At 49.1% G+C, this 13,689-nt stretch carries 12 protein-coding genes; 7 read left to right on the top strand and 5 right to left on the bottom strand.

The window, feature by feature from the left end:
• Positions 1-47 precede the first annotated feature (47 nt).
• The 4 genes from CAP50_RS11405 to serB form a co-directional block, all read right to left on the bottom strand.
• Positions 48-557: an SCP2 sterol-binding domain-containing protein gene (locus CAP50_RS11405; protein WP_227697328.1), complete on the bottom strand. Its 510-nt coding sequence runs from the start codon at positions 555-557 to the stop codon at positions 48-50.
• 148 nt (positions 558-705) lie between these two features.
• Positions 706-1,098: an AciT family ciprofloxacin tolerance protein gene (aciT, locus tag CAP50_RS11400; RefSeq protein WP_241900754.1), complete on the bottom strand. Its 393-nt coding sequence runs from the start codon at positions 1,096-1,098 to the stop codon at positions 706-708.
• Positions 1,099-1,263: 165 nt separating this feature from the next.
• Positions 1,264-2,220 (bottom strand): DUF368 domain-containing protein, encoded by a 957-nt coding sequence (locus tag CAP50_RS11395; protein WP_100750064.1) that lies wholly within the window; start codon positions 2,218-2,220, stop codon positions 1,264-1,266.
• A 319-nt stretch (positions 2,221-2,539) separates the two neighbouring features.
• A complete protein-coding gene (serB, locus tag CAP50_RS11390) occupies positions 2,540-3,736 on the bottom strand; it encodes a phosphoserine phosphatase SerB (protein WP_075100351.1) in 1,197 nt (398 codons plus the stop codon).
• A 349-nt stretch (positions 3,737-4,085) separates the two neighbouring features.
• On the opposite strand from serB, the gene CAP50_RS11385 reads away from it, so the two are divergent.
• The 6 genes from CAP50_RS11385 to CAP50_RS11360 all read left to right on the top strand — a co-directional run bounded on the left by CAP50_RS11385 (position 4,086) and on the right by CAP50_RS11360 (position 9,177).
• Positions 4,086-5,630 carry a hypothetical protein gene (locus CAP50_RS11385; RefSeq protein ID WP_075100352.1) on the top strand — a complete coding sequence of 515 codons (1,545 nt, stop codon included), beginning with the start codon at positions 4,086-4,088 and terminating at the stop codon, positions 5,628-5,630.
• 204 nt (positions 5,631-5,834) lie between these two features.
• Entirely contained in the window at positions 5,835-6,071 is a 237-nt protein-coding gene (locus tag CAP50_RS11380) for a PA3496 family putative envelope integrity protein (RefSeq protein ID WP_075100353.1), read from the top strand.
• A gap of 264 nt (positions 6,072-6,335) precedes the next feature.
• Positions 6,336-6,893, top strand: a complete 558-nt coding sequence (locus tag CAP50_RS11375; RefSeq protein WP_075100354.1) for a YecA/YgfB family protein — start codon at positions 6,336-6,338, stop codon at positions 6,891-6,893.
• 95 nt (positions 6,894-6,988) lie between these two features.
• Positions 6,989-7,435 carry a YbjQ family protein gene (locus CAP50_RS11370; RefSeq protein WP_075100355.1) on the top strand — a complete coding sequence of 149 codons (447 nt, stop codon included), beginning with the start codon at positions 6,989-6,991 and terminating at the stop codon, positions 7,433-7,435.
• A gap of 44 nt (positions 7,436-7,479) precedes the next feature.
• Positions 7,480-7,953, top strand: a complete 474-nt coding sequence (locus tag CAP50_RS11365) for a YbjQ family protein (protein ID WP_100750063.1) — start codon at positions 7,480-7,482, stop codon at positions 7,951-7,953.
• A 300-nt stretch (positions 7,954-8,253) separates the two neighbouring features.
• On the top strand, positions 8,254-9,177 hold the full coding sequence (locus tag CAP50_RS11360) for a bile acid:sodium symporter family protein (RefSeq protein ID WP_100750105.1): 924 nt from the start codon (positions 8,254-8,256) through the stop codon (positions 9,175-9,177).
• Between the two features lie 178 nt (positions 9,178-9,355).
• Here the strand turns inward: CAP50_RS11360 and CAP50_RS11355 are convergent, their stop codons facing one another.
• Positions 9,356-10,402 (bottom strand): formate/nitrite transporter family protein, encoded by a 1,047-nt coding sequence (locus tag CAP50_RS11355; RefSeq protein WP_100750062.1) that lies wholly within the window; start codon positions 10,400-10,402, stop codon positions 9,356-9,358.
• Positions 10,403-10,697: 295 nt separating this feature from the next.
• On the opposite strand from CAP50_RS11355, the gene CAP50_RS11350 reads away from it, so the two are divergent.
• Entirely contained in the window at positions 10,698-13,655 is a 2,958-nt protein-coding gene (locus CAP50_RS11350; protein ID WP_100750061.1) for a valine--tRNA ligase, read from the top strand.
• The last annotated feature ends 34 nt before the right edge of the window (positions 13,656-13,689 follow it).

Genomic DNA, 13,689 nt, shown 5'->3' with positions numbered 1-13,689 from the left:
CTATAAAGGGCTATAGAGTTATAAAGGACACTTTGGCAAGTCGGTGATTACTTACCCAGTTTATGCTTGGCAACGCCGATCCAATGGTTGGCAAACTGCTGCGCTTTATAAGCATAAGGCTTGGCCTTTTGGATATAAGGTTTGTACTCTTCTGGGATGGCAGGCACGATGTGCTTGGCAAGTTTATTGAACCACATCATCAAGCTGTAGTCACCTTCGATACTTAAGTTGCCTTCTTGTACCGCCGTCATAAAGCTTGGCAAATCGCCTTTGGTTAGCAGCTTTACGCCCGTCATCGAGTCTTTAAAAGTAATGGTCAAATCGGCTTCTGTTGCATGGCCACTTTGCTGACTAAACTGACCATTATCAAAGCGATAATAACGTGCAATACCAGACTCAGTGCTGGCAAGCTCGATGGTCACATCACGATCCGCAAGCAGCTTTTGTACGTCTTCATTATCACTATCGGCTAGCATAGAGAGGCGATAGCCAATCACTGCCAGCAATACATCTAATGGGTCAGACTTGATATCTAATACAGGTAGCGTAAACATCATAAAACTCCTAAAGAATAAGACAAAAAATATAGCGTACTTTATATGAATTTTTGCGACAAATATATAATTAGAGTATAAACCATCAAATACTATCAATTCTTTAGTAGTTAAGTAGAGAGCGTTTAGTATCTTGTAACATTAGCCATCATCAATAAAAACGCGGCTGATAGTCGTCGTCATACACTGGCGTATGCTCGATATAGCGCGCGGCTTGCAACTCGCGCTGCTGCTGTACTGACTGACTGACATCATCGTAGCGTATGGCTCGATACAGCACCCAGCCTGCCAGCGGCAACCAGCTGATACCCATGGCGATGACATAGCTATGCCATTCTGATAGCGCTAGCAGGGCCGGCCGACTGATCAATAGGCTTTGGACGGCCTCGACTGCTAGCCAATAGGCCATACCGCCAAACAGATACCATAGCAGCCAGCGCTGTGATGAAAACGCCAACGCCAGCACCAAACCTGCCAGTAGCCCATACGCAAACAGTGCCGTACCACTCAAGCTATCTATACCGATAAAGGAAAAAACAGTCATTAACATCATTCATCTCGCTATTGATAAGGTGAATTTCTTATAACAATGCGACTATTATGAAAGCTTGCTGAGTAAAGCTAAAGAGGGTAGAGGCGACTTTGCGACAACCGTTGACGTTTGGTTTTTTAAAATGCTAAGCGCCAATCACAAAGCCGATAACCGGCCTCAAGCGTGGCGATTACCCCACCACGAGAGCAAGGAGACCAATACAGCGCCAAGTAGCATCAGCCCTATCGTGGTCGCCCACTGCGCGCCTGCCGGATACTGCCATGGCATGACGTTGTAAATGGCGTCGCTGTCGTGCGTCCCCAACGCATCGACCTTCCACGGCCATACTTTGACCAAGGAGCCGGCGATAAAGCCGGTCAGTAGGGCGAGCGTGGCTTGGTAATAGTGCGCTAGTAACCATTTGAGCGCCCGCGTGAATAACAACAGCCCCGTTGCCATACCAGCGATCACGGTCAAAAGGATGCTAAGGTTCATGGTATCGACCGCTTCTAACACAGCGTCATAAGCGCCCAATAACAGCAAAATAAAAGACCCTGATACCCCAGGCAATATCATCGCACAAATAGCCACTGCCCCTGCAAAAAACAAATAAGGCAAGCTTGGCGTGGTAGTCATGATTGGTAGGCTGCTAATCACCACAGCGCTGATAAGCCCTACCAAAAACAGTAGCATGCGGCCGATATTCCAGCGTTTAATCTCTGCCAGTAATAAAAATACCGTGGCGACGACCAGACCAAAAAAGAACGACCAAATCAGTAGCGGTTGATGGTCTAAAAGGTGCTTGATCATACCTGCCAATGTGGCAAAACTACTGGCAATACCCAGCAACAAAAACAACAAAAACGTGGCATCGACTTGTCGCCAGACCGCAAGCAAACCTCGTAAACCGCCCTCTGCGCGAAACACCTGCCACAAGCTGGGGCCAATACTGCCAAGCGCATTGATCAGGCGCTCATAGATGCCGGCAATCAAAGCAATGGTGCCGCCAGAGACGCCAGGGACAATATCAGCGGCGCCCATCGCCATGCCCTTGATATAAGTGGCTGCTAGCGACTTTGGTTGGTTATCCGCTACTGACGACTCGCTTGGCCGCGGTGATTGAGGTGCCGTCATGGGTACATCCTTTATACAAAAATACGTGATGGGGTAAAGTATCGAGTGAAACAAAGCTAATAGTAAAGCAAAGCTAGTAAAGAAAAAACGCAATGAGATAAACATAAAAGCTAGGTCGATGACAAGGTATCAACCTAGCTTTTGTGAGCGCATGGTTACTCCACTTTAAAACAGGTACGGCGTGACGGCTATTCACTTTCTTTGCGTGCTGTGCCTGCGCCGATAGATGCTGCACAAAATAAACACCAGTAGCACGTTGTACTCAGTGGTACATAGTATCTTGCCGGCCAGTTTTATGGGGGATTGGCTATAGTGTGTTTTACCATGACTTGGTCGGGGCGAGCGCTGGATAACCCAAGGCATAAAGCGCGCCCTCAAGCCCTGTGACATTGATGGCAGAGTCAGCACGCGCTTGAACGATGGGTTTGGCGCGGTAAGCGACGCCCAAGTCAGCAACGGCCATCATCGGTAAGTCATTGGCACCGTCGCCGACACAGACCACTTGTGACATATCAATACCTAAGCGCTCGGCGGTCTGCTCGGCGATGGTGGCTTTTTTGGCACCATTGACGATAGGGAGCTGCACATGACCGGTCACTTCGCCTTCGTCGATATCTAAGGCGTTGGCGTGTACTTCATCGATACCTAACTGCTCGGCGATATAGTTGGCAAAATAGGTAAAGCCCCCTGATACCAGTACCGTATGATAACCCAGTGCTTTGAGCGCACTGATCGTGGTGCGCGCGCCTGTCGATAAGGTCAAACCACGGCAGATATCATCAAGGACATCAGTTGAGATGCCTTTGAGTAGCGCCACGCGCTGGGCAAAAGACTCATCAAAATCGATTTCTCCGCGCATCGCCGCCTCGGTGATGGCTTCGACTTTTTCGCCGATACCAGCGGTTTTGGCCAGCTCGACGATGACTTCTTGTTCGATCAACGTCGAGTCCATATCAAAGCAGGCAAGCTTGTGCGTACGCAGCATATGACCGATGGAGAGGATATGACAATCAACCACATCTAGCTGCTCACCGCTGTCTGTACGGCTTGTATTGTTATAGGCTTTGGTCAAGTCGTGACGTAAGCGGGTGGTAAGCTGATCGTCGATGATGTGGGCGGCTGCCGTCTTTTTGGCAGGGTGCATCAAGGTGTCGGTCACAGGCACCAACAAATAGCGATAGACCTGCACGGGGGTAAATGGCAAGCGCTGCGCATCACCTGCTGTAGGCTCGGTATCAGACACCGTGATATTGACAAAGCTGGCATCGGCGTCTTCTGCTACGGTGACCAAATGCCAGTTTGGCTGCTCATCGACCCAAGACTGTACATACTGATGAATGTCCAGCGCTGATACATGAGTTGGCAGGACGACGATGAGGGCAAAAACAGGAAGGGACTGCAATGCGTCAAAATCTTGCAAATTCGTATTGTTGGGTAGTAGCGATGCAACAGAATCCACGGCTTGTTGCCATGCTTTGCTGTCTTTTGGTAACGAATAAGAGGTATTTTTTGGCATGACTCAATTGTCCCTTGTATGCTCATATAAGATTAGGAATAATAACAGTTTTACAGGTCAGCGCCTATAGATGGCGCGCAAAGTATTATGGTCTGCAAAAAACGGCTGCGTTGACCACATAAATTTCTAAAACTGCTAACGCTATAAGGTTTATTATGGTGCTATAGTAGCTATGATAAGCGCGCCCGCTTGGTCTGGGTGATAAGAGCGATAGCGGTATGTAAACACAGCTGTGTGTAAGTAAGATAGCAAGCACAACAGACAAGACCGACGATTTTTTAAAATTAGCCAAAAAATGAGCGACAGTCTCGTTTTTTAATTTCATTTATCCAAAAAAGTTTACCATATCATGACGTATTTAGCGCCGCGGCAAGGGTTGTTTGCCATTATTCTTCTGGTTAGTTTTTGTTTGCAGACACTGCTACTGGTCATCAGTACTGATCAGCAGTTGAGCAAAAGTCGTGCGTTAAAAGGCGAACAGATGGTCGCACAACTGATAGATGAAGCGAGGCTATCGCTAGAAAACAAAGACCGTGTCAGCCTCAGTGTCATCGCCAATCGCTACACCAGTGAGCAGGACGTGACGCGTATTTTGATCAAAGACAACAACGATGATATCTTGGTACCAGTAGGCAACGCACCGATGCAGCAGGGCGATACCATCCGTCAAATCGCTACCAAAGGCGATGCGGTCATCGGTAGTGTGGCGCTGACGCTAAAAGATATCAGCAAGGGCGAGATTATCGCCATGCAGTGGCCGTTTGTCATTGGTATGCTGCTTCTGCATCTATTGCTATGGCTGATTTATGGTTATCTTGCACGCCCGACCAAAGAGCAAATCAACGCCATCAGCCGTGATATTTCAGAGCTACACCGCGAGCAGTTTAGGCAGCTCGATCAGCGAGGCTCTGAGCGCGATTATGATCGTAGCAGCTATGAGGACGACCGCCGCGCCGCAGACGTTGAGGCGACACAGAGCACAGTTGACAATACAACCACCGCCGATGCCAGCGCTGCGGTACGTACGCTAAACATTCATGGCGCAGTCAATAGCTATATCAGAGGGCAGCAAGGCGCAACGTCTGCAGATGCTGATACTCGGACTAATAGCGAGCATGACTTGGATATAAGTGCGGATATAAATGCAGATATCAGTGCTGGTATGAAGGACGATGTTGATGCGACGTCCAAAGCAGACTCAGCCCATCATACAGAGGATAGGCCATCAGAAACAAGCCATGACCAAAGCATAGGCAAAGCGGCTCGTGGCAGCGCACGCCTATCAGCCACGCGTACGTTTGATAGTGTCAGGGTACAAATCGTCTTTCATGATGAGTTTAATATGCTTGAGCGTCTAGCGCCCGCCCAGCGCCTACCATATCTGGCGCTATGTACACAGCTGCTCAACCAAGCGACGACCGAGCTACTAAAACAGCCGCTACTGCTCGGTGTCAGCATGATAAATGAGCCAAGTTTTGATGATAAAGGGGCTAGCGTGCTTCTAAAAGCTGACAACAGCCATGCCAAAGTGGCGCTGGCAGGCGTGATGCTGGGCAAGCTGTATTTGATGCTCAACAAAATCATCCATGATAAGCATATCGAGCTGTCGCGTTTTGCGTTACCTGCCAAAGCAGGTGTCAGTGATGATGCGCAAAGTGAAGCCATGACGCATCTGCTGCACGGTATCGGCAAAAAAGAGCAAATGCTGATCTTATTGCCCAATGCGGGCCTCAAACAAATCAGCCACCATGTACAGGTACAGAGCGTCATGCGCCCAACGACCGTCTATGAGCGTGAGTGTGCGATATTTGATGGGGGCAATGATGCGATGATTCAGCGGTTGGCGGATGTGCGTAATGCGGTATTGATGGTCGACAATCAAGAGGCTTCTTAAGCATAGGTGTTCATCAAGAGCGCTGTCTTGTACCGATGTAGTCTGTACAATTGCCTATAGTACTGCTTGGCAAAGAGGTTTGGCCGCGATTGGGAAATATGCCATATTGACAAAAAGGATTGACAACTCTCAACAGAGACTTTATAAGGCATATATATATTGATGTATTTTTTATACCTTTGCTAAAACTGATAGGAGTTTGTCATGAGTGACGCTGATATTGACGACGATTTTGATGATGACTTTGTCGATGATGATGACGCAAAGATGGTAGAAGAGGCTGAGACAAGTGTGCGCACACGCTTAAGTAGCCTCGAAAAGCGTCGATTGATCGATAACTTGCTCGAAGAAAAGCGTTTGGCAAGAGAACTAAAAGACGATCTCGATGATCTCGACGATTTCGATGAAGATGACGATGATTGGGACGACGACGATATCTGAGCGGCTACGTCATAGTGCCGGTATTTTTTTCTGTCAGCAGCATTCGTTTGTCGCTCTAGCGCCGTATGTTTGTCAACTAAAGCCTTTTAATGACCGCTCTACAGCAGCGCTTTATCTTTCTATCGAGATTTAGCGTTGCCTGCTTTTATTTTTTATCATGACGGTTTGGGTTCGTAACTTTTAACAGTCACCTTCTTGTCCCCTCCATCATGCCTATCTTCGATCGTTTTGCGATTGACACCCTTCATTTAAGGATTTTAACTCATGAGTGATCCATTAAGCTTTGACGAATTACTAGACTACTTAGACACCCAAGAAAACCCCTACGTCCTCGATAGTGTCGCCGCCCATGGTTTTTTGACCGCTACCGTCATCGGTCGCCCGCTGCCTAATTGGTTGGATGCATTTTTTGAAGGTCATGTGAGCGAGATTCCAGAAAACGTCGTCGATGGTATCAAGCGCTGGCGTGCCGCTATCATGGCTGAGCTAAAAAACGAGACACCCATCGAGTTGCCTTTCAACGAAGACGCTGGTGATGAGGAAGTGGCGGTAGATTTCTCCGATGAGTCAGACATCGTCGCTTGGTCGATTGGTTTTGTCGATGCGATGTATGGCGAGGAAGCCAGTGATTGGTTTGAAGATGAAGAAACCAGCGAGGATGTGGCGGTATTGACGCTACCGATGATTGTGCTCAGTGGTATCGATGATGAAGATCCTGAGCTGGCCGCCATGCGCCGTGATGAAGACAAGCTGGCACAGATGGCCAATAGTATCGAAGGCAATCTGACCGAGCTGTTTTTGTTGTTTCATACCAACGACTGATACCGTACCTAGATCGTCCCGCGCGTCGGTTTTTTAAGTAGCAACTGTTTTAACAGACAGTCGCCGCTGTTATTTTGTATGCATAAGGTAATATCATGGCTTTGCAACTCTCCAATCTTGAGCATCTACCAGGGTATCAGATCACTGAGCGTTTGGATGTGGTCTATGGCAGTACGGTACGCTCAAAACACGTCGGCAAAGACTTGTTTGCTGGGCTAAAAAACATCGTCGGCGGCGAGCTGACCGCCTATACCGAGCTGTTAGAAGAATCGCGCCAAGAGGCAATCGATCGTATGGTGGTCAAGGCCGAAGCACTGGGCGCAGATGCGGTGGTGGGCTTGCGCTTTTCGACCTCTAGTATCGCTCAAGGGGCCTCCGAGCTGTTTGTCTATGGTACGGCGGTCAAGGCCGTACCGATGCCGGATCCAGCGTCTCAGCCTTCCCATCGTCACGATGATTCATCACGCCCGCCGCAAGCCGCGCCCACCCAGCCAAGCGCAGTGCCAGCTGATGACTTACCACGTTTCAACCCTTTTGGTTAACCACCTAAAAAGCCTATCCGCTTTTTTATAAGAAGAGACGTGTCATGAACCAGTCATTCACCCAAATGCTTATCAACTATGCGCCGCTCCTTATATTGTTTGTGGTGGGGTGGTTTTTTGGCACCCGTCATGAGCGTCAGCATCTAGCGCAGCTACGCCAAGCTGAGCAAACGCTGGGTCATATCGTGGTCTCAAGCGAGCGGTTTTATCGTCCCAAACTGGCGGCGGACACGCAAGGTGAGCTGGTGCTCGGTAGCGTCGTGATCGCGCAAGATTATTTTAAAATGATCGTCGCGCGGGTGCTGAGCATCTTTGGCAAAAACCTAACCACTTATGAGACACTGCTGGATCGCGCGCGCCGCGAGGCCATCGTACGTATGCGTACTCAGGCACATGCCAAAGGCTACAATCACATCTATGGTTTACGCCTTGAGGTGACCAATGTCAACCAGCTCGGTAGTATGGTGGAGGCCATTGCTTATGGCACAGCGGTGCATAGTATCGATGACACGCCCTAATTGTCTTGCTGTTGCGCTCTATTTTCCTTCCTGATTTGCCTTCCTAGGTTGGCTCTCCTTTCTTTGACCACCACATCTGACTGATGAGTCGTTGAATAAAACAGATAAAGCCGCTTTTACAACGATATACTTTGTTATACCGCTCCATGAGGGGGCGTATAGACACGATGGCATGGAATGCTGTCATACACCGGCCCACGCAGGGTCTTATATCTGGTCAAAAACAATAGCACAGGTGCTGACGCTTTGCGGGCGGCTGGTGTGGGTTTTTGGGCGGGTAGTATCTACAAGGATGTGGTTATGGAAGGTCTGGAAATTGTCACCTTAGTCAACTCAGTTATCATCCCCATTTGTTTGTTTTTGATTATGATGGGTATGGGTCTCACTCTCGTCGCCAATGATTTTAAACGCGTTTTAACATATCCCAAGGCAGTTGGTATCGGCTTGACCAATCAGCTGTTGCTATTACCGCTCATCGGCTTTGCATTGGCCAATACCATGCCTCTAGAGCCTGAATACGCCGTCGGTGTCATGCTGCTGGTGCTGTGCCCAGGAGGCACCACTTCCAATTTATTTACCTATCTGGCCAAAGGCGATGTGGCGTTGTCAGTGACGATGACGGCGATTGCCAGTGTCATCACAGTCTTTAGCATTCCTGTGGTGCTGAGCTTTTCGCTGGTTTACTTTATGGGTGCTGGTAGTGCGTTTGAGTTACCTGTCCTAAAAACCGTGCTGACTTTGGTGGTGTTGACCATCGTGCCTATCAGCCTCGGTATGCTGATCAAACGCTATGCGCCGCGTATCGCTGATAACTCTCAGGTCTATGTGTCGAGATTTGGGGTGATATTTTTGACGTTTTTGGTGGTGTTTTTAAGCTATGTCCAGCGTGATATCCTCGTCGAGGCGCTACTCGCGACAGGTCCTGTATCGTTGCTTCTTAACCTCTCGACCATGGCGCTTGGCTACTATAGCAGTAAATGGTTTGGCCTAAACTTGGCACAAAGAACGTCGGTAACCTTAGAAGTCGGCCTACAAAACAGCACGTTATCTATCTTTATGGCATTGACCCTATTGGCCAATTATAAAATGTCGATGACGCCTGCGATTTATACCCTCATCATGTTTTTGACTGCTGGTATCTTGGTCAGAGTATTTGGCGCTAAATATCGTCAGGTAAAGCGCTCAGAGGTGGAGATGAGCGTCTTAGCTGCGCGCCGCTTATAACTGGCTACTCAAAGCGATCCGAGTCGCCCTGTGTCGACTTGTATTGGTTTTATAGGGTGTTGATTTTCCTTGTGCGCTGTGTCGATGCTGCTCGATGCTGCTCGATGCTGCTCGATGCTGCGCAAAATACATACCAGTGGCATATGACACAAAGTGTGCCAATGTTATATCGGACTGACTATATTTTGTCGTCGGTCTGCTCTTTGACACGCTCCACTTCAAATAAAAAAGCGCGGTTTTTTAGTATCGCGACAAAGACCACGCCGCCCACCGTATTGCCAGCCAGCACCACTATCAAAAACAGCAAATAGCGCCACAGACTGACGGTATTGCCATATAGCAGGGCAGAGAAAATCTCGATGTTGCCGACGATGCTATGATGCAGTCCCAAAAAACCAATACTACCGGTGATTAGCGTTACCAAGACAATACGGCTAATGGTATCGCGCGCTGAGGTCACAAGCCATGCCGCAATGCCCATCATCCAGCCTGCCAGTACGGCACTGCCAAAGATGACCCACCATCTAAACCCCAAAATATGCTCAGCATAAGCATCGATATCACTGGCGCCAAACAGCTGCATATTCAGGCCAAGGCCAATCATCAAGGCGGCAAACAGGCAGCCGCCGACGATATTGCCTGCGATAACGATGCCCCATAGCCTTAGCAACTTGTGCAAGGGTTCGATTTTGTTTAAGACAGGCAGGCTTAAGAGGGAGGTCTGCTCGGTAAATAATAGCGACTGGCCGATGACAACGATGATAAAGCCCACCGGATACAGCAAGGAGGCGAGGACGATGGCATACTCGCTAGGTATGACGGCGCTCAGTAGCGCAAAGGCTGATAAAATCATAAAAAAGCTGATGCCAATCTCAAACCCTGCGGTAAAGGCGCTGGTAAATAATGAGCCCAAAGAGCGCTCAAAGGTTTCTTTGGCATGTATTACTTGCTCCACCAAGATACTGGCATAGCTTTTTGCTTGGCTTAGATTGTCATCGCCTGCGACTTTTTTGATGGTTTCTTTGTCTTCATCGCTGATTTCTTTGGGTAGGTCTTCATCTTTTAGGGTCTTAGTCGCTTGTACCTCGCTGTCGTCTGGCGGGTAGTGGTCTGCGGCGGCGTCATTGTCTGACGTATTGTCAGGGCGCGCGATATCCTTTGCGGTAGGCTTATTGCGTGATGGGTCGGCTTGGTAGGCGTTGTTATTTTCGGTATCTTTGGGCACAGTAAACTCGCTGGTTATGGGACAATGATGGGGCGCTACCGACTGGCAGAAGGTCACGGCCAATATATAGACAGACGTTATATGCTATAGCATGACTATAACGTATTATATTTGCCAGAGGGGGGATTGCTGTTCGTTAATTGTTTAATGAATGCGCCCCAAAGCCGATAAATTGCCTTAGCATCTAACAAAATCTGGCCATCTGCGTTAAAATCACTCTATCAATCCCATCGCTTACGTTTCATGTTATTTGTTTGACCGAATTCATTCATTATTAATAAAAGATTATTCTATTATGAGCAATCCTGAGAATCATACCAACAGCACAACCAACTTGACCGAGTCTATTCAAGCCGCCTTGAGCCAATTAGAAAACGCTTACAACCCAAAGGATGTCGAAGCGGGCATGTATCAAGGCTGGGAGGAGAGCGGTTATTTTGCCCCGACTTTTGATAAGGATGAGTCGTTTTCTATCGCCTTGCCGCCGCCGAACGTCACAGGCTCGCTGCACATGGGGCACGGCTTTAATAATGCCATCATGGATGCGCTGACCCGCTATCACCGTATGGACGGCGACAATACGCTTTGGCAACCGGGCACCGATCACGCTGGTATCGCAACCCAGATGGTCGTTGAGCGCCGCCTAGAGGCGCAAGGCATCCGCCGCCGTGATATGACGCGCGAAGACTTTATCGATAAAGTCTGGGAGTGGAAAGAAGAGTCGGGCGGCAACATCACCCGTCAGATTCGCCGCCTTGGTAGCTCGGTGGATTGGTCGCGTGAGCGCTTTACCATGGATGATGGCTTATCCAATGCGGTCAAAGAAGTGTTTGTGCGTCTGTTTGATGAAGGTCTTATTTACCGCGGTAAGCGCTTGGTCAACTGGGATCCTAAGTTCCAAACCGCGCTGTCTGATTTAGAAGTAGAAAACGTCGATGAAAAAGGCAGCTTGTGGCATTTCCGTTACTATTTTACCGATACAGACATCACCACCCAAGACGGCAAAAACTATCTGGTGGTCGCCACCACCCGTCCTGAGACGTTATTGGGTGATACCGCTGTGGCCGTCAACCCAAGCGATGAGCGCTATGCGCATTTGATCGGCAAGACCATTACTTTGCCAATCACGGGCCGCGTGGTGCCGATCGTGGCCGATGATTATGTCGAAAGCGACTTTGGTACAGGCTGCGTAAAAATCACCCCTGCCCATGACTTTAATGACTATGAGCTGGGTCGTCGTCACAGCTTGCCACTGATTAACATCTTAGATGAGCGTGCCAACATTTTGCCTGAGATGGAGGTCTATGCTGATCTGCAAACGCGCGAGCCATCGCTTGAGACCACGCCGAGCGAATACGCTGGGCTTGAGCGGTTTGCGGCGCGCAAACAGCTGGTCGAGCAAGCAAGTAGCGAAGGCTGGCTAGAAGACATCGAAGACTACGCGCTAAAAGCGCCGCGTGCCGAGCGCGGTGGTACCATCGTCGAGCCGTGGCTGACTGATCAGTGGTATGTCGCCGTCAATAAGCTGGCGGGACCAGCGATTGATGCGGTCGAAGATGGTCGTATTGAATTTGTCCCTGCACAGTACAAAAACATGTATATGGCATGGATGACAGACCTGCAGGACTGGTGTATCAGCCGTCAGCTGTGGTGGGGTCACCGTATCCCAGCGTGGTACGACGACGCGGCAGGTGAGGTGTATGTCGCACGTAGCGAGGCGGAGGTTCGCACTAAATACAATCTAAGCGACGATGTTAAATTGCGCCAAGATGATGATGTACTTGATACGTGGTTTAGCTCAGGGTTATGGACCTTTAGTACATTAGATTGGGCAGACCCTAAGGCCGATCCGCGTGTGATGCAGACTTTTCACCCGACCAGTGTGCTGGTGACCGGTTTTGATATTATCTTCTTTTGGGTGGCGCGCATGATCATGATGACCATGCATTTTGTCAAAAACGAAGATGGTACGCCGCAAGTACCGTTTAAGACCGTCTATGTCCATGGCCTAGTACGCGATGGCAATGGTCAAAAAATGTCTAAGTCGAAAGGTAATGTCTTAGATCCGATTGATTTGATTGACGGTATCGATCTAGAAGCGCTGGTCGAAAAACGCACCAGCAATATGATGAACCCCAAAGACGCGGCGAAGATTGAGAAGCAAACGCGTAAAGAGTTCCCAGAGGGTATCCCAGCCTACGGTACCGATGCGCTGCGCTTTACCTTCACCTCTCTTGCCAGTACTGGCCGCGACATCAACTTTGATCTCAAGCGCGTTGAGGGCTATCGTAACTTCTGTAATAAAATCTGGAACGCCAGCCGCTTTGTACTGATGAACTGTATCGATAATGACGGTAACGCCAAACCTATCGACCAAGCGGCCAACATAGATGTTTGGGAATTACCAGAAAAATGGATCATGAGCCGTCTCAACTCGACGATTAGCAATATCCATCAGCACTTTGCCCAGTATCGCCTCGATATGGTCAGCCATGACATTTATGAGTTTATCTGGAACGAATACTGCGACTGGTATGTCGAGCTTGCCAAAGCCAGCCTCAATGACGACTCGGTGACAGACGAGCGTAAAGCGCAAATCCGCTACGTGCTGCTGCATGTGCTCGAGACGGCGCTGCGCTTTAGCCATCCGATCATGCCGTATCTGACCGAAGAGATTTGGCAGACTGTCGCGCCACTGCTGAACCGTAAAGATACTGACAGCATCGTCGTCGCAGCCTATCCTCAAGCGGATAATGCGCAGATCAGTGAGCAGGTGGAGGCGGACATGGCATGGCTACAAGAGCTGATCGCCAGTATCCGTAATATCCGCGGTGAGATGAAGCTGGGTAACGCCGTACGCCTGCCAGTATTGCTACAAAATATCTCAGATGAGGAAGAAGCGCGGCTATCACGTATCAAAAACCAGTTTAAAGCACTGGCCAAAGTCGAGAGCTTAGAGATCGTCAAAGAAGGTGATGAGGTACCATTATCATCATCAAGTATGGTCGGTCAGCTACGCGTGCTGGTACCGATGAAAGGTCTAATTGATCCAACGGCTGAGCTGGCACGTCTGGACAAGGCGCATGAGAAGCTACAAAAGCAGGCCGACGGCATCGCGCGTAAGCTCTCTAATGAAGGCTTTGTGAGTAAAGCACCGGCGCAAGTGGTCGATGCGGAGAAAGCAAAACTGGCTGAGCTAGAAGGGCAGCTTAAAACGATGACAGCGCAGATGGCACAGTTAAAGGCGTTGTAAATAATTCATAAATATCTATAGTAATAAAGAACGC

The sequence above is a fragment of the Psychrobacter sp. L7 genome, assembly GCF_002810365.1.
GTDB lineage: Bacteria > Pseudomonadota > Gammaproteobacteria > Pseudomonadales > Moraxellaceae > Psychrobacter > Psychrobacter celer.
The sequence above is the reverse complement of the archived record's forward strand: the minus strand, read 5'-3'. Positions and strand labels throughout refer to the sequence as shown.